This window comes from Cryptosporangium sp. NPDC048952, assembly GCF_043197895.1.
Lineage (GTDB): Bacteria > Actinomycetota > Actinomycetes > Mycobacteriales > Cryptosporangiaceae > Cryptosporangium.
In genome coordinates this window covers 66208-89219 of sequence record NZ_JBICTY010000008.1, presented here as the reverse complement: position 1 = coordinate 89219, position 23012 = coordinate 66208, and the positions used below count along the sequence as shown (strand labels likewise).

Genomic DNA, 23012 nt, shown 5'->3' with positions numbered 1-23012 from the left:
CGACGCAAACACGGAAGCGCCCCGCCCGACGGGTGTCGGACGGGGCGCTCTCGTTTCACGCGGTGCTAGTTGTTGTTGAAGAACCCGCCACCGTCTTGATTCTGGCCGTCGCCGTTGTCGCCCTGCTGGCCGTCACCGTTGGTGCCGTCCGAGGGACTCGGCGATTCGCCGCCGTCGTACCAGGGGGCGTCCGGGTTCGTGCCGTCGGGGTCGTTCGGATCCGGTGTGTCGCTCGGCGTCGGGTCCGGCTCCTCCTCCGGCGCGTTGCCGGCCTTGTCACCCTCGTGCAGCGCCGACTGGAACTCCTCGACCTCTGTCTTCTTGAGAGCCGACTTCATGTAGTCGCTCCAGATGATGCCGGGGATACCCGAGCCGTAGACGATGCCGCCGCGTTTCCGGTCCTTCAACCGGATGTCCTTGTCGGTACCGCTACCCACCCACACCGCGGTGGCCATGTTCGGCGTGTAGCCGCACATCCAGGCGTGCGCGTTGTCCTCCGTGTTCTGGTACTGCTGCGTGCCGGTCTTGATCGCCGCGTCGCGTCCGATCTTGTTCTTCGTCGCGGAGTCGTAGACCTGCTGCATCACGTAGGAGACATCCCGACCGACGGACTTGTCGAACGCCTGCACCGGCTGGGCGACGTTGTTCGCGTGGTCCCAGAGAACGGTCTTGCCGTCGGCGTCGAGGACCTTCGTGATGAAGTACGGCTGGTGGTACGTGCCGTAGCTCGCGAACGTCGCGTACCCGGCCGCCTGGTCGAGCACCGACACCGAGAACTGACCGATACCGAGACCCGAGTTGAGCTTGCCGTCGTTGATGATGTCGTCGATCGGCTTGCGGTCGAGCGTCTTGATGCCGGCCTTCTCGGCCAGCTTGGCGACGTTCTTCGCGCCGACCTCGAGCGTGAGGGCCCAGTAGACCGTGTTGAGCGACTTGACCGTCGCGCTGGTCAGCGAGCACTGCTTGCCGCAGCTGTTGTCGTTGCCCGAGTTCGTCAGCGGTTCGGCACGGTCCTCGAACTTCTGCCCGGACGTGCCGTCCCACAGCGAGTCGATGCTGTACCCGTCCTCGACGCCCTTGGCCAGCACGTAGGGCTTGAACGACGAACCGGCCGGGTGCGGCGCCGCCGCCGAGGCGAGGTCCAGGTTGCCGTAGCCGCGGTCACCGCCGTAGTAGGCGCGGACCGCACCGGACTTCGGGTCGATCGAGACCGTGGCCGTGGCCATGTCCTTGTCCTGGCCGTCGAGCGCTTCCTGCGACGCCTTCGCCGCGGCGGCCTGCGCCGGCTTGCTGATCGTCGTGAAGACGGTCAGGCCACCGGTGTTGATGTCTTCCTCGTTGAAGCCGATCTGCTTGAGCTCGGATTCGATCTTCTGGCCGAGGATTCCCGTCGAACCGTCCCGCCACTGACCGGCGCGCTTCGGCTTTTCCAGGTACTTCGGATACGTCATCGCCGACCGTGCGGCCTGGTCGATGTAGCCCTTGGCGACCATCTGGTCGAGGACGTAACCCCACCGACCCTTGGCGCTCTCGAGCTTGTTGGCCGGGTCGAAGTTCGTCGGGTCCTTGATCACCGCGGCGATGACAGCGCCCTCTTCGACGGTGAGCTTGTCGACGTCCTTGCCGAAGTACGCCTGCGACGCCTGCTGGATGCCCGACGCACCACGGCCGAAGTAGATCGTGTTCAGGTAGCCCTTGAGGATGTCCTCCTTGGGCACGCTGTCGGAGAGCTTCCTGGCGAGGATGATCTCCTTGACCTTGCGGGTGTAGCTCCGCTCCTTGGTCATGTTGAACACGTTGCGGATGTACTGCTGGGTGATCGTGGAGCCACCACCGGCGCCGTCGTCACCCTTGACCAGACCCCAGACCGCGCGCGCGGTACCGCGGAACGAGACACCCTTGTTGGTGTCGAAATCCGGGTCCTCGACGGACGTGACGGCCTGCTGGACGTGCTTCGGCACCTTGTTCAGCGGCACCTCGACGCGGTTCTCCGCGGAGAACGTCGCGAACGTGGAGTTGTCGCTGTACTTGATCTGCGTCGTGCCGCTCACCTTCGGGATCGGCGGCAGGTCGGTGCTCGCGTAGGCAACGCCTCCACCGACCATGCCGAGGAGCATGCAGACGGCGGTACCGATACCGACGCCGATCAAGATCTTCTTGCGGCGCCCCGGTTTTCTGACCTTTGGGTCGTTCGGCGGCATGCCACCGAACTCTGGGAGCAATTGGTCATCTTCGAGCGCTGCCGCGCGGCTACGAGGTCCGACACCTGCCGGGCGATCGCCGACGGCGGTGCTGCCGTACGTCGTGCCGGACGCACCCGACCCGTAGGTGGTGCCGCCGGATCCGTACGTCGTGCCGCCGCTCGAACCATAGGTGGTACCGCTGCGACCGGCAGCGGGCGATCCGTACGTGGTGCCGGACGAACTGCCGGACGACGAATTTCCGGACGCCGCACTCGAGCCGTACGTCGTACCGCCGGAAGCGGAGCTCGAGCCGTACGTGGTGCCGCCGGACGAACCGCCGTAGACGGTGCCACCGCCGACTTTGGCTGCTCCGGTGGATGCCGAGCCGCCGTAGACAGTGCCGCTCGAGCGCTCGCGCGCTCCGGGGTTACTGTCACCACCCTCGGGAGTCTGGCCGTAACTCATGCGTCCACCATGCCCCGGAAGCACCAAGCGATCAAAACAGCCGCACGCTCGTGTGACATGCCGCTCACAGAGCAATCACCATTTCCCACGCCTTGCCGTAAACGGGCTTTCGCTGACCGAGTCTCCCCTATGGCATGGGCACCACGGGCCAACCCGGTCACATCCTTAACCAGCTTTAATCCAAACGACAGACTGCAGCCGGCTGATCACTGGTCAGTAGACCGCGCCCCGGCAACCGACCGGAAACCGGGACCGCAATTCGAGCCGTACGGGTGATCAGTCCGCCGCGCTGCGTCGCTCTTCGGCGTCATCGCCGAGGCCGTCACGCCCCAATGTGTACTTCTCCACCAAGTGGTTCCAGCCGCAGCCGCGGCACACCTCGACCACGTAGACGTCGAACGCCCGGTAGTCCATCGCGAGCAGCGCCAGCTCCGCGCGCGGACGCGCCTGCCCCGCCGACGTGCGCAACTCGTCGCCGTAGATGTAGTTGACCTGCCACACGGGCTCGCGCCGGCAGATGGGACAGGGCGTCTCCGTGGCGTCGCCGAAGAACTTCGACGCCCTGATCAGGTACGGAGACGCGTCGCAGACGTCCATCGTGCCCACCCGGCCCGCGCGGACGTCACGTATCAGCGCACGGCGCTTCAACGTGTAGTCGACGACCTGTCTCTGGGTCCGCACAGGCGAAAGCGTACGCCGTGACCGAACGAGCACAGCCTGTCGACGAGAGCACAGATAGGGAATTCCCCCGTGTCCCGGTGCGTCGAGGCATCGATTGGATGTATCGTCTCGATACATCGGTGCGAGCCAACGCCTGGTGGACGAAAGGAGGCCCGGCGGTGCTCGAGTTCGCGGTCTTGGGGCTCCTGCACGAGAGCCCGATGCACGGGTACGAGCTGCGCAAGCGGCTGACGACCCTGCTCGGGGCGTTTCGTGCGGCGATCTCCTACGGGTCGCTCTATCCGACCCTCCGGCGGCTCCAAGCGGGGGGATGGATCACCGAGGTCGAACCTGACCCCGACGACGTGGTCACCGCTCCGCCGCTCACCGGCCGGCGGGGAAGAGTCGTCTACAAACTCACCGCCGAGGGCAAAGAGCGGTTCGCCGCTCTGCTCGCCGGCTCCGGCCCCGAGACCTACGACGACGAGGGCTTCGGCGTCCACTTCGCGTTCTTCAGCCGCACGGATGCGGCTACCCGGCTCCGGATCCTCGAGGGACGCCGGCGGCGGGTGGAGGAACGTCGGGACGGCTTGTCCCAAATGCTCGCCAGGGCAGGCGAGCGCTTGGACGCCTACACGCTGGAGCTGCAGCGCCATGGCTTGGAATCAGCTGACCGCGAGGTCCGCTGGATCAACGAACTGATCGCCAAAGAGCAGGCCGGTCGCTCGCCACGCGCCGGCTTGGAACGCCCTGCGGCGAGTCCTAACGAGGAGCTGTGAGCACTCCAGCTCCGAAAAACATTGCACCGTGAGTTGAAACACAGAGAGGGAGGCCCCTATGGGCTCCGTACGTGTCGCCATCGTCGGCGTCGGCAACTGTGCCGCGTCGCTCGTCCAGGGCGTTCACTACTACCGTGACGCTGACCCCACGACGCGGGTGCCCGGGCTCATGCACGTCCAGTTCGGCGACTACCACGTCCGCGACGTCGAGTTCGTGGCCGCGTTCGACGTGGACGCCAAGAAGGTCGGACGTGACCTCTCGGAGGCCATCGTGGCCAGCGAGAACAACACGATCAAGATCACGGACGTGCCGCCGACCGGCATCACCGTGCAGCGTGGGCACACCTACGACGGCCTCGGCGAGTACTACCAGGAGATGGTCACCGAGTCCGACGACGAGCCGGTCGACGTCGTCCAGGCGCTGAAGGACGCGAAGGTCGACGTCCTGGTCTCGTACCTGCCGGTGGGCTCCGAGGACGCCGACCGCTTCTACGCCCAGGCCGCGATCGACGCCAAGGTCGCGTTCGTCAACGCGCTGCCGGTGTTCATCGCCTCCGACCCGGAGTGGGCGCAGAAGTTCACCGACGCTGGCGTGCCGATCGTCGGCGACGACATCAAGTCGCAGGTCGGCGCCACCATCACCCACCGCGTGATGGCGAAGCTGTTCGAGGACCGCGGCGTCGAGCTGCTGCGCACGTACCAGCTCAACTTCGGCGGCAACATGGACTTCATGAACATGCTGGAGCGCAAGCGCCTCCAGTCGAAGAAGATCTCCAAGACCCAGTCGGTCACCTCGCAGATCCCGCACGAGATGGAGAAGGCCGACGTTCACATCGGCCCGTCCGACTACGTGCCGTGGCTCGACGACCGCAAGTGGGCCTACGTCCGCCTCGAGGGCAAGGCCTTCGGTGACGTTCCGCTGAACCTGGAGTACAAGCTCGAGGTCTGGGACTCCCCGAACTCGGCCGGCGTCATCATCGACGCCGTCCGCGCGGCGAAGATCGCCAAGGACCGCGGCATCGGTGGCCCGATCAACTCGGTGTCGTCGTACCTGATGAAGTCGCCGCCGGAGCAGTACTCCGACGACGAGGCGCACGCCGCCGTCGAAGCGTTCATCAAGGGCGACCTGTAGTTGTCGATCGAGCCCGCGCGCCGAAGGGCGCGCGGGCTCGATCCGTTCTGACGTGGAGCCGTCAGCGTTGTTCTGGGCGGGCCGTGTTCAGAGACATCAGTACCTGGTCGTATCGGAACATCCCGAACGCGACGAAACCCCGGCGCCGGCCGTACTCGGTGAAGCCGAGCCGCTCGTAGAGCCGGATCGCCCCGGTGTTGTCACCACGGACGTCGAGGGTCAGCGTCTCGATCCCGGCCCGGCGGGCGGACTCCGTCAGCAGGCTGGTCAACCCCCGCCCGATCCCGGCACCGCGGGCTCCCGGCGCGACGAACACCTTCTCGATGTCGGCGTTCACCCGCAGCGTCGGCCGCGCGTAACGGCGCCAGTAGCCGAAGCCGAGCACGGAGCCACCTGCTCCGCCGGCCAGCACGCCGATCGCGTCCCCCACCCGTACGGCGTCGACGACGTCGGTGAGCCATTCGTCGAACTCGAAGCGGCTCGGCACGGCGGGCCACCCGATCGCGCCGCCCGCGGCCACCACCCCGACGACGACGCTATACAGGTTCGCCGCCGTCCGCTCCGGCAGCGAGCCCGTGACCTGCGCGTAGGTCGCGCTCAGTCCGGCAGGTAACCGCTGCGGCTTCGCCATAGTTCCACGTGGAACGGAGCATCCGCCTGGTGCCGAACCGGCCACCACCGGTCGAGCACCCGCTCGGTGAGCGGGCCGAGTTCGCCCTCGCCGAGCGACCGGGGATCCATCCACCTCACCTCGACGATCCCGTCGTCCAGCTGCGGCACCGGCTCCACGTCCGGGTTCACGAGCGTGCCCAGGTAGAAGGCACCGAGGACGACAGTGCCCGTGTGCAGCCGGTAGGAAGCATAGGTACTGATCAGCCGATCCACCGCCACCTCGACGCCGGCTTCTTCGCGGGCCTCGCGCACGGCCGCGGCCTCGAGCGTCTCGCCTGCCTCCTGACCGCCGCCGGGGACTTCCCAGCGGACCCCGGTCCGACGCTCCTGCCTGATCATCAGTAGTCGGTCGGAACGGAGAACAAGGACCGCGGCACCAGCTGTGGTGCGGGTCGGGGCAATGGGTGACACACCGGCCACTAAGCCTCCTTGGAGCAGTGCCGTTCATGGTAGTTCCACGAGAGACGCCCGTACCCTGGGCGCCGTGAATGGCGCGTGGCGCGAACTCGCAGGGTTGCTGCGACGGCAGGACTTCCGACGGTTGTTCGGCGTCCGGCTCGCCGGACAGTTCGGCGACGGCGTGTTCCAGGCGGCTCTGGCCGGCTCGGTGCTCTTCAATCCCGACCGGCAGACCGACCCCGTCGCGATCGCGCTCGGCTTCGCGGTGCTGCTACTCCCCTACTCCGCGCTGGGCCCGTTCACCGGCATCCTGCTCGACCGGTACCCCCGGCGGAACGTGCTGCTGTGGGCCAACGTGGTCCGCGCCGGCGTCCTGGTCGGCGTCGCGGGTGTGCTGTGGGCTGGCGGCCGCACCTGGCCGTTCCTGCTGCTGGCGCTCCTCGCGGTGGCGGTCAACCGGTTCATTCTGGGCGGGCTGTCGGCGGGCCTCCCCCACGTCGCCCACGACCGTGAACTGGTCACCGCGAACGCGCTCACGCCCACCGCCGGCACGGTCGTGCTGACGATCGGTGTCGGCGTCGCGGTGCTCCTGCGCCGCCTGGTCGACTCCGGTGACATCGGCTACGCGGTGATCGTCCTGGTGGCCGCCGCCACCTATCTACTCTCCGGCGTGCTCGCCGGCCGGTTCCCCCACCGCGCGCTGGGACCGGACCGCGACGACCCGACCGCGCGGCTGGACACGATCGGGTCGGTCGTCGCCGGGATGGTCGCCGGGGCACGGCACCTCGGCGAGCGCCGGGCCGCCGGGTACGGCCTGCTCACCGTCGGCCTGGGTCGAGTGGCGTTCGGCATCACGACGATGGCGCTGCTCCTGCTCTACCGGAACACGCTCGAGAGCACCGGCCCGTTTCTCGACGGCGACACCGGCCTCGGACAGGTCGTGCTCGCGACCGGCTTCGGCGCGTTCCTGGCCGCGGTGGTGACGCCCGGTGCGGTCCGGCGCGTCTCGCGGCGTACCTGGATGGTCGCGCTGCTCGTCGTCGCCGCGGTGGCTTGGCCGGTCATTGTGGCGGTGCCGCGGACGCCCGCCGTCGTAGCGATCGCTGTCGTCACCGGGCTGGCCGGCCAGGGCATCAAGATCCTCGTCGACGCCGGCGTGCAGTCCGAGGTCGAAGACGAGTTCCGCGGCCGGGTCTTCGCGCTCTACGACATGCTCTTCAACGTCTGCGTCGTCAGTGGGCTGTTGATCGGCGCGTTCGGGCTGCCGGACTCCGGCCGGTCGTGGCCGGTGTTCCTCGGCGTGGCCGTCGGGCACCTGCTGCTGGCCATGTGGGTGGCCCGCTGGACCACCCGCTATGGCTGGTTCCGGGTCTCCGTGGAAACGCCGTTCTCGGCGGCCCAGCGGAAGAGCTCGGCCTCGGCGTCCTCGCGGGAGAGCTGACCCCGGTCGAGGCGCACCTCCTTGAGGTGCTTCCACGCCTTGCCGACGAGCGGACCCGGTGCAATGTCGAGCAGCTCCATGATCGCGTTGCCGTCCAGGTCGGGACGGATCCGCGCCAGGTCCTCCTCGGCCGCCAACCGCTCGATGCGCTCCTCGAGCGTGTCGTAGGAGCGGGCCAGCGCCGCGGCCCGCCGCTTGTTCCTGGTGGTGCAGTCGGACCGGACCAGGCGGTGCAGCCGCGGCAGCAGGTCACCGGCGTCGGTGACGTACCGGCGCACGGCCGAGTCGGTCCACTCGCCCCGCCCGTACCCGTGGAACCGCAGGTGCAGGAAGACCAGCGTCGCGACCTGCTCGGTGACGTCCTTCGCGAAGCGCAGCGCCTTCATCCGGCGACGCGTCATCTTCGCCCCGACCACCTCGTGGTGGTGGAAGCTGACCCCGCCCTCCGACTGGATCTCCCGGGTGGCCGGCTTGCCGATGTCGTGCAGGAGCGCGGCCATCCGCAGCACGAAGTCCGGCCCGTCCGGCTCCAGGTCGATCGCCTGCTGCAGCACGGTGAGCGTGTGCTCGTAGACGTCCTTGTGCTGGGCGTGCTCGTCGATCTCCATGCGCATGTTCGGCAGCTCGGGCAGCACGTGCGCGGCCAGGCCGGTGTCGACCAGCAGCCGCAGGCCCGTGACCGGGTCCGCTCCGAGGATCAGCTTGGTCAGCTCGTCCCGCACCCGCTCCGCGGTGATGCGGGTGATCTGGTCCGCCATCGCGGTCATCGCCGTCACTACCTCAGGAGCAACTGCGAACTTCAATTGCGACGCGAAGCGAGCCGCACGCAGCATGCGCAGCGGATCGTCGGCGAACGAGTCCTCGGGAGCGCCAGGGGTACGGATGAGCCCGGCGGCCAGGTCGTCGAGACCACCGTGCAGGTCGACGAACCGGTGGTCCGGCAGGCCGACGGCCATCGCGTTGACCGAGAAGTCACGCCGCACCAGGTCGTCGGCGAGCGACTCGCCGTACCGCACGACCGGGTTCCGGCTCTGCCGGTCGTAGGCCTCGGCGCGATAGGTGGTGATCTCCAGCCGGAGACCGTGCCGCGCGGCGCCGACGGTGCCGAACTCGATCCCCGTGGTCCACGTGGCTTCGGCCCAGCCGGCGAGTAGTTCGAGCACCCGGTCGGGGCGGGCGTCGGTGCAGAAGTCGAGGTCGTCCCCGAGCCTGCCGAGCAGAGCGTCCCGGACCGAACCGCCGACGAGGTAGAGCTCGTGGCCCGCCGCCTGGAAGCGACGACCGAGGTCGTCGGCTACCGGGGAGACCCGGAGCAGTTCGGCGACGGCGCTCTTCTGAGCGGCGGTCAGGGAAGTAGGTGCAATAGGAGACACAGTAAGACCAGTATCGGAAGAAGGTTCGGGGGTTCGCGCTGAACCTTATCTATTAGGGGCCGTCGGTGACGCGACGCCAATCTCTTTACGGAGCGCAGACCGCTTTACCACATCTGCGCGGGGCCCGTGCGACGGCGGTGCTGGTCACGAGCCGGTCCCTGGACGGCCTCACGGCGTTTACCCGGCACGAGCGCTATCGTCGCCTCATGGCCCGCCGAAGCTCCCCGCGTCGGCCCGGGGGTCCCGGGCGGCTGCGACGGGTCGAAGAGGTCTCCGCAGGTGGTCTCGTCGTCCAAGGTGACGGCACCCACCTGGAGGGTGCGCTGATCGGAAAGCTCGACCGCCGGGGCCGTCTGCTCTGGTCGCTGCCCAAGGGGCACGTCGAGGCCGGCGAGACGCTCGAGCAGACCGCCGCCCGTGAAGTCGCCGAAGAGACGGGCATCGTCGGAGACGTACTGGCGGCACTCGGTACGGTCGACTACTGGTTCGTGTTCGAGGGCCGTCGCATCCACAAGACCGTGCATCATTTCCTCCTGGATGCGGTGGCCGGAGTGCTCTCCGACGCCGACGTGGAGGTGACCGAGGTGGCATGGGTCCCGCTGCGCGAGATCCCGGAAAGGCTGGCTTACCCGGACGAGCGGAAGCTCATCGCCCGGGTGCCCGACCTGCTCGAGCGACCGGCGTGAGGGAATCGGAGCCGGCCGACCGCGATCCGGGTCGCCAGCGACCGCGAACGGTTGGGACCGGGCCGGAGTCGGCCGACTTCGACCTGCGTCGACCGCGCTCGAACCTCTACGACCCCGACTCGACAGTCGTGCTCCCCACCCAGACGCCCGGCGACGAACCAACGGCGGTCCTCCCGACGATCGCCGAGTCGACGGTCACGCAGCCCGGCGGGCCGCTGCCCGCCGGCGCCACCGAGCCCACGGTGCCACTGACGCCGCCGATCCCGCCGAACTCAACCGGAGCGCCGCAGAGTGTCGCTCGGTCGAGTGGCGTCATGGCGCTGTTCAGCCTGGTGTCGCGCGCCACGGGCTTCCTGCGCACCGCGGTCATCGGGGCCGCGATCGGCGGCGGCCTGGTCGGCAACGCCTACCAGGTCTCGAACACGCTCCCGAACATGCTGTACGAGTTCCTGCTCGGCGGCATCCTGACGAGCGTCGTCGTCCCCCTGCTCGTCACCGCACGCAAACGCGACGCCGACGGCGGCGAAGCGTTCACCCACCGGCTGCTCACCGCGGCCGCGCTGCTGCTGGCCGCCGCAACCGTGGTCGCGCTGGCCGCCGCTCCCCTGCTGACCGCGTTCTTCGCGAACTCGAACTCGACGTCGGCCAGTCGGCAGCTCACGACGACGCTGGCCTATCTCCTCCTGCCGGAGATCTTCTTCTACGGCCTGTCCGCGCTGCTGGGCGCCGTCCTGAACACGCGGAACCAGTTCGCCGCTCCGGCGTGGGCCCCGATCCTCAACAACGTGACGGTGATCGTCACCGCCGCGGTGTTCTTCCTTCTCCCCGGCCCGGCGACGCTCACCCCCCAGACGATCACCGGCGCCCAGGTCGCGGTGCTCGGCATCGGAACGACGCTCGGCATCGTGCTCCAGTCGTTCGCGCTGTGGCCGGCGCTGCGCAAGGTGGGCTTCCGCTGGAAGTGGCGGTTCGACCTGCGTGGTGCGGGGCTGGGGGAGGCCGGACGGCTGGGCGCGTGGATGTTCGTCTACGTCGGCGTCAGCCAGCTCGGCCTGCTGCCGGTGATCAAGATCGCGAACTACGCCGGCGACCGCGGCGGACCCGGCCCGCTGATCCACAACAACGCGTTCCTGATGTTCATGATGGTCCACGGCATCGTCGCGGTGAGCATCCTCACCGCGCTGCTGCCCCGGATGAGCGCGGCCGCGGCCGACCGCAATTTCCCCGAGGTCACCCGCAACCTCTCGCTGGGCACCCGGCTTTCGTCGGTGGTGCTGGTGCCGGCAACGGCCGCATACCTGGTGTTGGGCATCCCGCTCACCGTCACGGTCTTCCAGTGGGGTGAGTTCACTCACGAGCAGGCGATCTCCACCGGCTACGCCACGATGGCGGCCGCGATCGGCCTGGTGCCGTTCGCGATCAGCCAGATGCAGATCTTCGCGTTCTACGCGCTGCGCGACACAAAGACGCCGGCGCTGATCAACCTGCCGGTCGTCGTCGCGAAGATCGTCTTCGACCTCGGCGTCTTCTTCTGGGCGGACAACGACTGGGTCGTCGTCGGCCTGCAGTGCGGCAACACCGTGTCCTACATCGTCGCGGTGCTGGTGTCCGGCCACTTCCTCAAGCGTCGGCTGGGAAGCCTCGACACGGCCGCCTCGGTCCGGACGATCACCCGGCTAGGAATCGCCGCGGCGATCGCTGGATTCGTCGCCTGGGGCGTCGCATACGGCCTCCAGGCGGCGCTGGGCATCGGAAAGCTCGGCGCGCTCGTCTCGCTCGCCGTCGGCGGTCTGGTGCTCATCGGCGTCTACGCCGTGGCGGCGCTCCGGTTGCGCGTCCCCGAGGTGGTCGAGGTCGCGAACACCGTCAAGCGTCGCCTGCCCGGCCGCTGAGTTTCAAACACGCACGGTTATCCACATTCCTCAATGTCTAACGTGACGAAGCCCACGCCGCAGGTACGGTCGTTTCACCGTGAAGAACCGCCACTACGCCAAGTGACGAGTCAACCGATTAGTCGGGTTCACTTTTCCAACCCGCAACACGCTCCACACCTCTATGTCACTGTCCCGCGACGCGCCGCACTTGTCCCGCGCGGTGCGTGAAATCGGTGTGAAGTAGTACTAAATTTGCAAATTGACTGTGACGCACGTCGCAAAGCACTGGCAACTCCCACGAGGCGCAGGTTCAGTTCTTCGCGGCAACTGATGCGGCAGCCAAGCCGCGCACACCGCAGGATTCGCACGCCGAGCCCTGTCCACGAAACCGCGGTGTCCCGACGAGTAGCCAACTGAATGGACAGGAGCGGGGGACCCACACGCACGTGGGGTCGCCGGAAAAAAATTCCGGCGCGATCCCTTGGGGTGAAGACGCGCAGAGCGCGACCGGGCACTACACCTTCCCGCCCGAACCCGACAGCTAACTCCGCAGGCGTGCACGGAAGGACTTTCCTTGCATACGGTGCATTCCCATCGGCGTGCCCTGCCCGCAAAACAGTACGATCGTTCCGCGTTCACTGCACAAAGCGGGATGAGTGCGCGTAAAGCGACGCTACGAACCACCGCGATTGCCGGTGTCGTTGCCGGCGCGCTCGGCGTAGGACTGGTCGGCGTCACTGCCTCTCCGGCAGCAGCCGCCGTGCCGGCCGCCGCGAAACTCTCGGGCGCCACATCCGTCACCAGCGGAGCGAAGACCACGCTCCACGCGATCGCCACGGTGAACGGCGCACCAGCCGCCTACAAGTCCATCTCGCTGCAGTACCAGTCCAGCCAGGGCTGGCGGACCGTCAGCACGAAGAAGGCACGCCCGTCCGGTCAGATCGAGTGGACGGTGACGATCGGCGGCAGCTCCAACTGGCGTGCGCTGCTCTTCGTCAACGGGACGCAGAAGACGCTGTCGCCCAACCACCACGTCGTCGCCAAGTCCAACGGGAACGCGGTCGTCCAGGCCGCGGCCCGGCAGGCGGGCAAGCCGTACGTCTTCGGTGCGGCCGGTCCGAACTCCTTCGACTGCTCGGGCCTGACCCGGTACGTCTACAAGCAGTTCGGCAAGTCGCTGCCGCACAGCGCGACCCAGCAGGCGCGCTACGGCAAGTCGGTCGGCAAGGGCGCCAAGAAGCCGGGCGACCTGATCCTGTTCGGTAGCGGCAGCTACTACTCCCACGCCGGGATCTACGCCGGCGGGAACTACATGTGGGACGCCTCGACCGCGGGTCAGCCCGTGGCGAAGCGGAAGATCTGGAGCAACACCTACGTGGTTCGCCGCCTGGTTTGATCCGCAAGCATCAAGTAGGGAAAGCCCGCGCTCCGGCGCGGGCTTTCCTCACTATTTCTCATCCGGCGCTCATCCGTCCCACAAAAACTGCTGTGAACTGCCGCGACACTCACTCGACGAGCGTGGGCCGCGCGGGTGGAGGATGTGCGTCGCCGCGATACTTTGTGACGCGGAACCATTCACTGCCAAGCTTCCGGTGGCGTCCGACGCGCCGGAACAGGCAGGATGGACCTGTCCCCAGTAGCCGCCGCACGGCCTACCCTGAGGGGCGGAGCGGTAGATACTGCGGGAGGGCGGGTTGTGACACAGGTCGGCGCGCCCGTTCAGGGTGAAGTGCTGGCGGGCCGGTACCGGCTCGAAGAGGCGCTGTACGCCGATGCGGCCAGCGGGCACGCGCTCTGGCGGGGTACGGACAATCTGCTCAACCGGACGGTCTCGATCGAGCTCCGGGTCCCGGGTGGGCCCGCCGCCGAGCAGATGATCGCCGAAGCGGTCGCGGCCGGACGCATCGTCCATCCGTCGGTGATCGGCGTCTACGACGCGGTCGACGAGGGGCCACGCGCCTACGTCGTCCGCGAGTGGGTGCACGGACAGACGCTGTACGACACGCTCGCCAACGGGCCTCTGCATCCCGCTCGTGCCGCCGGTCTGGTGCGCAGCACCGCGGACGCACTCGCGGGCATCCACGCCACCGGCCACGCGCACGGCAACCTCACGCCGTCCACCGTCCTGATCGGTAACGACGACGAGGTCACCCTCGTCGATCTGCACCTGGGCGGTCCCGGTCAGCAGCCGGGCGACATCCGCGCGCTGGGTGGCCTGCTCTATGCCGGGCTCACCGGCCAGTGGCCAGACGTCCTGCCGCCGCACCGCACCGGCCTGCCCGACGCAACCCGCGTCGACGGGCGGATGTGCTCCCCGAGGCAGATCAGGGCCGGCATCCCCGGTTACCTCGACGCGCTGACGATGGATCTGCTCGATCCGGCCGTCCCGCCGCCCACCGCCGCCGATCTGGCGAGCGAACTGCGTCGCTACGACGTCGCGGATCCGGCGCTGAGCGCGCTGGCCGTGCTCGCACCCGAACCGGCCACCAGCGGTCCGCGGTGGACGCGACTCGGCGTGCTCGTCGTCGGCGTGCTCGTCGTTCTCGGCGTCATCATCGGTGTCGCCGCGCTGGGCCTGCCCAACTTCGGCGGCGGCGGCGACGCGAGCCCGTCTGGGAAGCCCAGCGCGTCCGCGTCGGCCCAGCAGGGTGGCGGGGGACCGGTGAAGGTGGTCCGGGCGACGTTCATCGACGGCCCCGGCGGCGACTTCGCGGAGGACAAGAACGTCGACAACGCGGTCGACGGTAGCCCCGGCACCGCCTGGAAGACCGATCAGTACAAGAGCCCGAAGCTCGGCCAGTTCAAACCGGGTCTCGGTCTGATCCTCGACCTCGGCGGTGAGAAGAGCGTCTCCAGCGTCACGATCGCGTTCGACCACCCGGGAGCGACGTTCGAGCTGCGCGCCGGCACCGAGCAGCCGTCGTCGCAGCCGAGTGACATCGGTCCGTACAAGGTGATCAGCCCGTCGCAGACGGCCTCGGCCGCGAGCACGACGATCAAGCTCGACAAGGCGGTCAGCACGCCGTTCCTCGTCGTCTGGATCACCGACACCGGCACGAACTCGGACGGGAAGTACCAGGTCGCGATCTCCGAGATCACCGTCAAGGGCTGATGGAGCCGGTTGACGACCGTGCGCTCCTGCGGGCGCACGTCGGCGGTGATCCCGACGCGTTCGCCGAGCTGGTCCGCCGGCACCGCGACCGGCTGTGGGCGGTGTCACTCCGGACGATCGGCAACAGCGAGGACGCCGCCGACGCCCTGCAGGACGCACTGCTGTCGGCGTACCGCTCGGCGGCGTCCTACCGCGGTGACGCGGCCGTCACCACCTGGCTCCACCGCATCGTCGTCAACTCGTGCCTCGACCGGATTCGCCGCCGACAGGCGCGGCCCACGGTGCCGCTGCCGGAGGACGACGGTCGCGCTCCCGCGGCGCCCAGCGACCCGATCGCGGCCCGGGAGACCGCCCTGGACGTCCAGGCGGCGCTGGCCGAGCTCCCGGTGGAGCAACGCGTCGCACTGATTCTGGTCGACATCCAGGGGCATCCCGTCGCGGACGTGGCAGAGATGCTCGACGTCGCGGTAGGCACGGTGAAGAGCCGATGTGCGCGGGGGAGGGCCCGTCTGGCCGTAATGCTCGGCCATCTTCGGAACCCCGATGCCCGGAATGACGTCGAATCGACGGAAGGAGGTACCCGGTGACACCGTCTGAACTCGATCAGCTCGCGGACTACGCCGAAGGCCTCCTCGACGGCACGCCCGACGGCGAGGCCGTGGCCGCGCGGATCGCCACCGATCAGGAGTGGTCCGACGCCTACCGTCAGCTCACCGCCGTGCTGCCGGGCATCTCCGCCGATCTGGCGGCCCTCCCGGATGTGCCGATGCCTGTACATGTCGCGGCGCGGCTGGACCGGGCTCTGGTGGCCACCGACCCGGCGGAGGAAGAACCTGCGACGTCCTGGAAGGCGCCGGAGCCGGACGAGCTCAGCCGGCTGCGGGTCGAGAAGGCCGCCAGGGATCGTGCTGCGCGTCGCTGGCGGGTCGCCGGGGGATGGGTCGCCGCCGCAGCGGTGGTCGGGGCGCTCTGCATCGGCGTCGGCCAGTTGGCCACCTCGAGCGGCGACAACGGCGACGATTCGGCGGCGTCCTCGGCGAAGGAGTCCGAGAGCGAGGTGCTCAGCGCGCCGGCCGCTCCGCCGAGCACACGGGTCTCCGGCGTCATCTACTCCACCGCAGAGCTCGGTCGGCAGGCCCGCGCGCTGCTCGGTACACCGGTACCGGCTGCGAGCGGAGCCCCCTCGGTGCCGGCCGACCGCCAGGTCGCCGCGGTGCCGACGGCCCTGCGGCGCCTCACGATCCCGGCCGAGCTCCAGAACTGCCTCACCGCGCTCGGCGTCGCCGGGGCGCCGCTGGCTGTCGACTACGCCACGCTGGACGGGACGCCCGCGATCGTGGTGGTCGCGCCGGAGCCCGACCCCGACCGCCTCGACGTCGTCGCCGCGGGAGCCAACTGCGGAGCGGGCGGCAACTCCGACGAGCGCGCACGCGTCAGCGTGAACCGCGAAGGGTGACCTCGGGCACCCTCACCACCGCGGGAATGTCGGCACCTACCATGGCGTTTGCGTGACTGTCAGCGGAGATAGCCCTGGAGGAAGACGTGGGTAGCGAAGAGATCCGGAACGTGATCATCATCGGGTCCGGTCCGGCGGGCTACACCGCAGCCGTCTACACGGCCCGGGCTTCGCTCAAGCCGCTCGTGTTCGAGGGCGTCCAGTCCGGTGGCGCGTTGATGACGACCACCGAGGTGGAGAACTTCCCCGGCTTCCCCGGCGGGATCGACGGCCCGGATCTGATGGACAACATGCGCAAGCAGGCCGAGGCCTTCGGCGCGGAGCTGGTGACCGACGACGTCACCGAGGTCGACCTCTCCGGTCCGGTGAAGATCGTCAAGGTGGGCGACCGCGAGTACAAGGCGCGCGCGGTGATCCTCGCGACCGGCTCGGCCTGGCGTCGCCTCGGTGTTCCCGGCGAGAACGACCTGCTCGGCCATGGCGTGTCGTCGTGTGCGACCTGTGACGGGTTCTTCTTCCGCAACAAGAAGATCGCCGTCATCGGTGGTGGCGACTCCGCGATGGAGGAGGCCACCTTCCTGACCCGCTTCGGCGACACCGTGACGATCGTGCACCGGCGTGACGAGTTCCGCGCCAGCCAGATCATGGTCGACCGGGCGAAGGCGAACGAGAAGATCGACTTCCGCCTCAACAACGTCCCCACCGAGATCCTCGGCGAGGGCGGCAAGGTGGTCGGCGTCCGCCTCAAGGACACGGTCACCGGTGAGGAGTCGGTGCTCGACGCCGAGGGTGTCTTCATCGCGATCGGCCACGACCCGCGCAGCGCGCTGTTCAAGGACGAGGTCGCGATGGACGCCGAAGGTTACGTGAAGGTGGAGGCTCCGAGCAGCCGCACCAACGTGCCCGGTGTGTTCGCCTGTGGCGACCTCGTCGACCACACCTACCGCCAGGCCATCACCGCGGCCGGCACGGGCTGTGTGGCGGCTCTCGACGCCGAGCACTACGTCGCCGCTCTCACCGAGTAATCAGTTTCGCCCCGAGTAAGGAGACATCATGGGCGCCAACACCAAGGCCGTCACCGACGCCAGCTGGACCGACGACGTCCTGCAGAGCGACAAGCCGGTCGTCGTCGACTTCTGGGCGGAATGGTGCGGGCCGTGCCGCAAGGTTGCGCCCGTGCTGGACGAGATCGCCGGTGAGCTCGGCGACAAGATCCAGATCGTCAAGCTCAACATCGACGAGAACCCGAACACCGCGCGCGACTACGGTGTGATGTCGATCCCGACGATCACCGTTTTCAAGGGTGGCGAGCCGGTCAACTCGATCCTCGGTGCTCAGCCGAAGGGTCAGATCATGAAGATGATCGAGAGCGCGCTCTAAGTAAATGCGCTGCGTGGAGCCCCGGGCCGATGGCTCGGGGCTCCCTTGATGTTTAGCGAATTCGCGCACCGGGCCTTGTCTATGAGACGGTTCGCTCTCGTCGTGCGGAGCTTCGATCAAGGGGCACAAACCCGACACGCGACGCGCCAGAGAACGCTACGGTGCGCTGTCGTGGCCGCGACGCGTTACGGTCGATGATCGCGGCCCCAATACCGGTCCGGAGATCTTCCGGCCGGTTTCCCCCTCGGTTCCCCCGACCGAGGGCCGCGGATGGAAGGAGCGAGCTCACCCCATGCAGTTCATCAAGCGTGGCACTGTCGGACCTGCAGCTGCCGAGGTCAAGTCGACGCTGGTGACCCTGGGGTTGATCGCTGATACCGCCGTTACCGAGCCCGCCGAGGACGTCGTCTTCGACGCCATGTGCGAGCTCGCGCTGCGTGAGTTCCAGCAGTCGCGCGGCTTGGTGGTCGACGGCATCGTCGGCCCGGAGAGCTGGCGCGCGCTCGTGGCGGCGCGCTGGCGCTTGGGCGACCGCGTTCTGAACCGCTCGGTCAGCGAGCCGATGCTCGGCGACGACGTCCGGGAGCTGCAGGAGCGGTTGCTCGAGATGGGCTACGACAACGGCCGCGCGGACGGCATCTTCGGTCAGCGCACCGAGACCGCGCTGCGGGCATTCCAGCGCGAGGTCGGCCTCGCCGCCGACGGCACGGTCGGGCCGCTCACGATGCGCGCACTGCGTCAGCTCGGCCGCAAGGTCGTCGGTGGGCGCCCGCAGCTGCTGCGTGAGTCCGCGATGCTCTACCACGCCGGTCCTGCGCTCTCCGGCAAGCGCGTCGTCATCGACCCGGGGCACGGCGGCGCCGACGTCGGTGTCACCGCCCAGGACGGCATGCTCACCTGGACCGAGTCGCACCTCGTCTACGACCTCGCCAGCCGCCTCGAGGGCCGGTTCTCCGCGATCGGCGTCCGCGCCGACCTCACCCGGGGCCGCGACCACGAGCGCACCGCCTCCGAGCGCGCCGCGCTGGCGAACACCGTCGACGCCGACCTGCTGATCAGCCTCCACGTCGACAGCAACCCGAACCCGCTCGCGAACGGCGTCGCGACCTACCACTTCGGCACCGGATCGGGCGTCAGCTCGACGGTGGGGGAGCGGTTGGCCGGGCTGGTGCAGCGGGAGATCGTCGCCCGCACCGGCATGCTCGACTGCCACACGCACGCGAAGACGTGGGAGATGCTGCGGCTCACCCGGATGCCGGCCGTCCAGGTCGAGCTGGGTTACCTGAGCTCCCCGATGGACCGCCCCCGGCTGATCGACCCGTCGTTCCGCGACACCGTCGCGGAGGCGATCCTGATCGCCGTGCAGCGGGTTTTCCTGCCCACCGAGGCGGACGTGAAGACCGGCTCGCTGGACCTGACGGCCCTGCACGCGATGCAGTTCAGCTAGACCGGTGTGCCGGGCCCAGGGCCAGTGAGGGGCTCATCGAGCCCAACAGCTTCTCCAGCGCGTATTCGACGTCGGACTTCCAGGAGAGGGCCGTCCGCAGATCGAGGCGCAGCCGCGGCCACCGCGGGTGCGGGCGGACGGTCTTGAAGCCCACCGCGAGCAGGTAGTCCGCGGGCACCATGCACTGCGGCTGATCCCACCGGGCGTCCGCGAACGCCTCGATCGCCTTCACACCGCGTTTGGTGAGGTCTTTGGCCACGCCCTGCACGAGCATGCGTCCCAGGCCGCCTCCGACGAACTCAGGCACGATGTAGGCCGTCATGAGCAACGCCGCGTCGGGACTGACGGGGCTGGTGGGGAACGCGACCGACCGCGGCACGTAGGCGGGCGGCGCGAACAGCACGTAGCCGGCCGGCACCCCGTCGACGTACACGAGCTTCCCGCAGGAGCCCCACTCGAGCAGCGTCGAGGAAATCCAGGCTTCCTTCTCCAGCGCGGGATCGCCGCACTCGATCGCACGGTCCTGGCTGACCGGATCGAGCTCCCAGAACACGCACGATCGGCACCGGGAGGGCAAATCTTCCAGGGTGTCGAGCGTGAGGCTGACCAGCCGACGGGACATCAGCGGATCGACCTCCAAGCAAGGGGCTGCTGATTTCTACCCGAATGACCATGGTAAGGGCGCATCTCGCGCCGCGAAAGGGTTCGACGCGCCGGTCGGTATCGTGGTTCGAGCCACCGGGACGCTAATTGGCTTGGTGATGAGGCCCGTTTCCGCCGGACAATGCAGTACGACGGCCATCGCGGAAGGCGAATACATGAGCGGCACGACACTGGACGACTACACCGATCGCTATGCGCAACGCATGCGTGGCATGACCGTTTCCGAGGTCCGCGCACTGTTCGCGATGGCAAGCCGGCCGGAGATCGTTTCGCTGGCAGGTGGGTCGCCGTTCGTCTCCGCACTTCCGCTCGACGAGATCGCCGACATGACCGCCGCGCTCATCCGTGACCGCGGCGCGGAAGCTCTGCAGTACGGCACCGGCCAGGGTGATCTGCGCCTGCGTGAACTGGTGTGCGAGGTCATGGCCGTGGAGGGTGTGATCGGCTCCGCCGAGGACGTCGTCATCACGGTCGGCTCCCAGCAAGGCCTCGATCTGATCGCGCACCTGTTCCTCGATCCCGGCGACGTGGTGCTGGCCGAGGGCCCGTCCTACGTCGGCGCGCTCGGTACGTTCGCCGCGGCGGAGGCCGAGGTCGTGCACGTCCCGATGGACAGCGAGGGTCTGATCCCGTCCGAGCTGGACGCTGCTCTTCGTCGCCTGGCGGCCGAGGGGCGGAAGGTCAAGTTCCTCTACACGGTGCCGAACTTCCAGAACCCCACGGGCGTGACGCTCACCGAGCCGCGCCGGGACGCGATCGTGGAGCTCGCCGAGCGGTACGACCTGCTGATCATCGAGGACAACCCGTACGGGCTGCTGGGCTTCGAGGACGGGCCGGGCCAGGCGCTGCGTGCCCGCTCGTCGGACCGGGTGATCTACCTGGGGTCGTGCTCGAAGATGTTCGGCGCCGGTCTGCGCACCGGCTGGGTGCTCGCGCCGCCCGCGGTTCGCGAGAAGCTCGTCCTCGTCAACGAGTCGCAGGTGCTCAGCCCCGCGATGCTGACGCAGATGATCGCGTCGGAGTACCTCGGTAAGTACCCCTGGCGGGAACAGCTGAAGGTGTTCCGGGAGATCTACCGGGAGCGGCGCGACGTCATGCTCGACGCGCTGTCCACCCACATGCCGGCCGGGGTGACCTGGACGCATCCGCGAGGCGGATTCTTCGTCTGGGCCACCGTCGGCGACGAGCTCGACACCAAGGCCATGCAGCCCCGCGCGCTGACGCACAAGGTCGCCTACGTGCCGGGAATCGGCTTCTACGCCGACGGCAACGGGCGCCAGAACATGCGGCTCTGCTTCTCGTCCGCCGCGCCCGACCGCATCCGGGAAGGCATCCGGCGGTTGGCGACGGTGATCGACGAGGAGACCGAGCTGCGTCAGGTCTTCAACACCCCCACCGCTCGGCGACGCGGGCCCCACGGTGGCCCGCTGTCCCGTACCTCGTTCGCACCCGGACCGGAGCTCGCATGAGTAGGCACGTCCTCGTCCTGGCCGGCGGCCTGTCGTACGAGCGCGAGGTGTCGTTGCGCTCGGGTCGCCGGGTGGCCGACGCACTGCGTCGCAGCGGCGTCGACGCCACCCTTCGTGACGTCGACGCCGGTCTGCTGACCGCGCTGGAGACCGAGCGGCCGGACGCGGTGTTCATCGCGCTGCACGGGGCGAGCGGGGAGGATGGCTCCTTGCGGGGAGTCCTGGACCTGCTCGGCATCCCGTACGTGGGGGCCGGTGCCGACCCGTCCCGCGTCGCGTGGGACAAGGCGGCCGCGAAGGCGACCCTGCAGAAGGTCGGGCTGCCGACGCCGGAGTGGATTGCGCTGCCCCACGAAACATTTCGGGAGCTGGGCGCTCAGACGTTGCTCGACCGGATCGTCGAGCGGCTCGGGATGCCGCTGATGGTCAAACCCGCCGAGGGTGGATCCGGTCTCGGGGCGCAGGCCGTGCGCACGGTCGAGGAGCTTCCCAGTGCGATGGTGGGGTGCTTCGGCTACTGCGACACCGCGCTGATCGAGCGATTCGCCAGCGGGGCCGACATCGCGGTGAGCGTCATCGAGACGCCGGACGGGCCGACGGCGCTGCCGGCGGTGGAGATCGTGCCGGCGGACGGCGTGTACGACTACACGGCGCGGTACACCGCTGGGACGACCACCTGGCACGCACCGGCCCGGCTCGACCCGGAGATCGCCGAGCGGGTCGCCGAGACCGCGGTCGCGGCGCACGACGCGCTCGAGCTCCGTGATCTCTCGCGTGTCGACCTGCTGGTCGACGAGGCGGGGGGCATCCAGGTCCTGGAGGTCAACGTGTCCCCGGGCATGACCGAAACCAGCCTCCTCCCGATCGCCGTCCAGGCCGCCGGCCTGGACTTCGGCGACGTCCTGGCCGACCTAGTAGAGCAATCCATCAAACGCTGAGCTTGCGCAAATGCCTCCCCGCGCAAAGCGCGGGGAGGCATTTTGCTTTGGCTCGAAACCTGGAGCCCGGTCAGGGCGACGCTGCCGATCGGGCGGCAGGACGCCGCGTATAGGTAATACTCAAGTCCTGCCGCCCGCTCGGCAGCGTCGTTCTGACCGGGCCGCCCACTAAAGGTCGAGCCAGAAGTGGACTTCGTCGCGGTTGTCGTGAGGGCCGATCCGGATGGCGCCGGGGATGCGGCCGACTTCGCGGTAGCCGCAACGCTTGTAGAAACGCTCGGCCCCGGTGCCGCTGCGCGTCATCAAAGTGAGCGCCTCGAGCCCGAGCTCGTCCCGGGCATGGTCGGCGGCCGACGCCATCAGCTTCGTGCCCAACCCGTCGCCCTGAAACGCCGGATCGACCTGCACCCGGTACACCGTCCGCCAGTGCCGACGCAGAAGGCTCTCACTTTCGGCGAGCAGCAACCACGCCACAACCCGCTCGCCCGTTAGCGCCCCTGAGAGGCCCATAGACGCGCGATTGTCGGAATCGGTACCCCGAGTACCGACCAACCCGTGTTCGGCCTTCTCCGGCGATTCCAGAAGGCCATTTTTTCGGAGTGATCCACGTATTTTTTCGGGATTCGTCGGTGCGGTCAGACAGACCAAGACGTCGGTCCCCTGACGCACCCGATCGAAGGAACGGTCGGCAGTCGGCCGAATAATTGCCGCCGTCACCGGCGGAACGAACCCGACCGACCCACCTTCATTGGTGACCCGCACCCACATGTCGACGAGGTGCTCACGGAGTTCGTCGGTCAGCGGCGGGTTCACCACGACACGAGGTTGTTGCACGATCTCTCCAGGCTCGAATGCCTTCATCCTGCCGGACGCGTTCCCTCGC

21 protein-coding genes and 1 riboswitch are annotated in these 23012 nt (G+C 68.5%); of the genes, 14 read left to right on the top strand and 7 right to left on the bottom strand.

Annotated features, from left to right (window positions below; genetic code table 11):
- Positions 1-65: 65 nt before the first annotated feature.
- Together ACGFY5_RS37235 and ACGFY5_RS37230 are read right to left on the bottom strand one after the other, a co-directional pair.
- Positions 66-2648 carry a transglycosylase domain-containing protein gene (locus tag ACGFY5_RS37235; protein ID WP_392728074.1) on the bottom strand — a complete coding sequence of 861 codons (2583 nt, stop codon included), beginning with the start codon at positions 2646-2648 and terminating at the stop codon, positions 66-68.
- A gap of 276 nt (positions 2649-2924) precedes the next feature.
- Positions 2925-3329, bottom strand: a complete 405-nt coding sequence (locus ACGFY5_RS37230) for a DUF5318 family protein (protein WP_392728072.1) — start codon at positions 3327-3329, stop codon at positions 2925-2927.
- Between the two features lie 158 nt (positions 3330-3487).
- Between ACGFY5_RS37230 and ACGFY5_RS37225 the strand changes: the two genes are divergently transcribed.
- Complete coding sequence (locus tag ACGFY5_RS37225) at positions 3488-4087, top strand: PadR family transcriptional regulator (protein WP_392728069.1); 600 nt, start codon at positions 3488-3490, stop codon at positions 4085-4087.
- Positions 4088-4145: 58 nt separating this feature from the next.
- Positions 4146-5219: an inositol-3-phosphate synthase gene (locus tag ACGFY5_RS37220; protein ID WP_392728066.1), complete on the top strand. Its 1074-nt coding sequence runs from the start codon at positions 4146-4148 to the stop codon at positions 5217-5219.
- Between the two features lie 61 nt (positions 5220-5280).
- On the opposite strand, the gene ACGFY5_RS37215 is transcribed toward ACGFY5_RS37220, so the two are convergent.
- Together ACGFY5_RS37215 and ACGFY5_RS37210 are read right to left on the bottom strand one after the other, a co-directional pair.
- Positions 5281-5850, bottom strand: a complete 570-nt coding sequence (locus ACGFY5_RS37215) for a GNAT family N-acetyltransferase (protein WP_392728063.1) — start codon at positions 5848-5850, stop codon at positions 5281-5283.
- The gene (locus ACGFY5_RS37210) at positions 5817-6302 is read right to left on the bottom strand and encodes an NUDIX hydrolase (RefSeq protein WP_392728061.1); all 486 of its coding nucleotides are present in this window, start codon (positions 6300-6302) and stop codon (positions 5817-5819) included. Before ACGFY5_RS37210 ends, ACGFY5_RS37215 begins: the two co-directional genes overlap by 34 nt.
- Before the next feature lie 73 nt (positions 6303-6375).
- On the opposite strand from ACGFY5_RS37210, the gene ACGFY5_RS37205 reads away from it, so the two are divergent.
- A complete protein-coding gene (locus ACGFY5_RS37205) occupies positions 6376-7731 on the top strand; it encodes an MFS transporter (protein ID WP_392728058.1) in 1356 nt (451 codons plus the stop codon).
- Here the strand turns inward: ACGFY5_RS37205 and ACGFY5_RS37200 are convergent.
- Positions 7644-9104: a CCA tRNA nucleotidyltransferase gene (locus ACGFY5_RS37200; RefSeq protein ID WP_392728055.1), complete on the bottom strand. Its 1461-nt coding sequence runs from the start codon at positions 9102-9104 to the stop codon at positions 7644-7646. The two genes, ACGFY5_RS37205 and ACGFY5_RS37200, sit on opposite strands and share 88 nt — an antisense overlap.
- 65 nt (positions 9105-9169) lie before the next feature.
- On the opposite strand from ACGFY5_RS37200, the gene ACGFY5_RS37195 reads away from it, so the two are divergent.
- The 9 genes from ACGFY5_RS37195 (at position 9170) to ACGFY5_RS37155 (ending at position 19059) form a co-directional block, all read left to right on the top strand.
- Positions 9170-9790 (top strand): NUDIX hydrolase, encoded by a 621-nt coding sequence (locus tag ACGFY5_RS37195; protein ID WP_392728053.1) that lies wholly within the window; start codon positions 9170-9172, stop codon positions 9788-9790.
- Entirely contained in the window at positions 9787-11682 is a 1896-nt protein-coding gene (gene murJ, locus ACGFY5_RS37190) for a murein biosynthesis integral membrane protein MurJ (RefSeq protein WP_392728050.1), read from the top strand. Before ACGFY5_RS37195 ends, murJ begins: the two co-directional genes overlap by 4 nt.
- A gap of 361 nt (positions 11683-12043) precedes the next feature.
- Positions 12044-12235: riboswitch (cyclic di-AMP (ydaO/yuaA leader) on the top strand.
- An 81-nt stretch (positions 12236-12316) separates the two neighbouring features.
- The gene (locus tag ACGFY5_RS37185) at positions 12317-13060 is read left to right on the top strand and encodes a C40 family peptidase (RefSeq protein WP_392728047.1); all 744 of its coding nucleotides are present in this window, start codon (positions 12317-12319) and stop codon (positions 13058-13060) included.
- Between the two features lie 300 nt (positions 13061-13360).
- Positions 13361-14776, top strand: a complete 1416-nt coding sequence (locus ACGFY5_RS37180; protein ID WP_392728045.1) for a protein kinase family protein — start codon at positions 13361-13363, stop codon at positions 14774-14776.
- Positions 14776-15363, top strand: coding sequence for an RNA polymerase sigma factor SigM (gene sigM / locus ACGFY5_RS37175; RefSeq protein WP_392728042.1), 588 nt, complete (start codon positions 14776-14778; stop codon positions 15361-15363). The genes ACGFY5_RS37180 and sigM overlap by 1 nt, the downstream gene beginning before the upstream one ends.
- Positions 15360-16232 (top strand): hypothetical protein, encoded by an 873-nt coding sequence (locus ACGFY5_RS37170; RefSeq protein ID WP_392728039.1) that lies wholly within the window; start codon positions 15360-15362, stop codon positions 16230-16232. Before sigM ends, ACGFY5_RS37170 begins: the two co-directional genes overlap by 4 nt.
- A gap of 86 nt (positions 16233-16318) precedes the next feature.
- On the top strand, positions 16319-17257 hold the full coding sequence (gene trxB, locus ACGFY5_RS37165) for a thioredoxin-disulfide reductase (RefSeq protein WP_392728037.1): 939 nt from the start codon (positions 16319-16321) through the stop codon (positions 17255-17257).
- A 28-nt stretch (positions 17258-17285) separates the two neighbouring features.
- Complete coding sequence (trxA, locus tag ACGFY5_RS37160) at positions 17286-17612, top strand: thioredoxin (RefSeq protein ID WP_392728035.1); 327 nt, start codon at positions 17286-17288, stop codon at positions 17610-17612.
- A gap of 292 nt (positions 17613-17904) precedes the next feature.
- Entirely contained in the window at positions 17905-19059 is a 1155-nt protein-coding gene (locus ACGFY5_RS37155; protein WP_392728032.1) for an N-acetylmuramoyl-L-alanine amidase, read from the top strand.
- Here the strand turns inward: ACGFY5_RS37155 and ACGFY5_RS37150 are convergent.
- Positions 19052-19681, bottom strand: a complete 630-nt coding sequence (locus tag ACGFY5_RS37150) for a GNAT family N-acetyltransferase (protein WP_392728029.1) — start codon at positions 19679-19681, stop codon at positions 19052-19054. The two genes, ACGFY5_RS37155 and ACGFY5_RS37150, sit on opposite strands and share 8 nt — an antisense overlap.
- A 196-nt stretch (positions 19682-19877) precedes the next feature.
- Between ACGFY5_RS37150 and ACGFY5_RS37145 the strand changes: the two genes are divergently transcribed.
- Positions 19878-21191: a PLP-dependent aminotransferase family protein gene (locus ACGFY5_RS37145; RefSeq protein WP_392728026.1), complete on the top strand. Its 1314-nt coding sequence runs from the start codon at positions 19878-19880 to the stop codon at positions 21189-21191.
- The gene (locus ACGFY5_RS37140; protein ID WP_392728023.1) at positions 21188-22129 is read left to right on the top strand and encodes a D-alanine--D-alanine ligase; all 942 of its coding nucleotides are present in this window, start codon (positions 21188-21190) and stop codon (positions 22127-22129) included. The genes ACGFY5_RS37145 and ACGFY5_RS37140 overlap by 4 nt, the downstream gene beginning before the upstream one ends.
- A gap of 168 nt (positions 22130-22297) precedes the next feature.
- Here the strand turns inward: ACGFY5_RS37140 and ACGFY5_RS37135 are convergent, their stop codons facing one another.
- Complete coding sequence (locus tag ACGFY5_RS37135) at positions 22298-22990, bottom strand: GNAT family N-acetyltransferase (RefSeq protein WP_392728020.1); 693 nt, start codon at positions 22988-22990, stop codon at positions 22298-22300.
- Positions 22991-23012: the final 22 nt, after the last annotated feature.

Coding starts and splice junctions, on each gene's coding strand:
- ACGFY5_RS37235 (WP_392728074.1), bottom strand. CDS start 2,648: ATGAGTTACGGCCAGACTCCCGAGGGTGGTGACAGTAACCCCGGAGCG.
- ACGFY5_RS37220 (WP_392728066.1), top strand. CDS start 4,146: ATGGGCTCCGTACGTGTCGCCATCGTCGGCGTCGGCAACTGTGCCGCG.
- ACGFY5_RS37215 (WP_392728063.1), bottom strand. CDS start 5,850: ATGGCGAAGCCGCAGCGGTTACCTGCCGGACTGAGCGCGACCTACGCG.
- ACGFY5_RS37185 (WP_392728047.1), top strand. CDS start 12,317: ATGAGTGCGCGTAAAGCGACGCTACGAACCACCGCGATTGCCGGTGTC.
- sigM (WP_392728042.1), top strand. CDS start 14,776: ATGGAGCCGGTTGACGACCGTGCGCTCCTGCGGGCGCACGTCGGCGGT.
- trxA (WP_392728035.1), top strand. CDS start 17,286: ATGGGCGCCAACACCAAGGCCGTCACCGACGCCAGCTGGACCGACGAC.
- ACGFY5_RS37155 (WP_392728032.1), top strand. CDS start 17,905: ATGCAGTTCATCAAGCGTGGCACTGTCGGACCTGCAGCTGCCGAGGTC.
- ACGFY5_RS37150 (WP_392728029.1), bottom strand. CDS start 19,681: ATGTCCCGTCGGCTGGTCAGCCTCACGCTCGACACCCTGGAAGATTTG.
- ACGFY5_RS37145 (WP_392728026.1), top strand. CDS start 19,878: ATGAGCGGCACGACACTGGACGACTACACCGATCGCTATGCGCAACGC.
- ACGFY5_RS37140 (WP_392728023.1), top strand. CDS start 21,188: ATGAGTAGGCACGTCCTCGTCCTGGCCGGCGGCCTGTCGTACGAGCGC.
- ACGFY5_RS37135 (WP_392728020.1), bottom strand. CDS start 22,990: ATGAAGGCATTCGAGCCTGGAGAGATCGTGCAACAACCTCGTGTCGTG.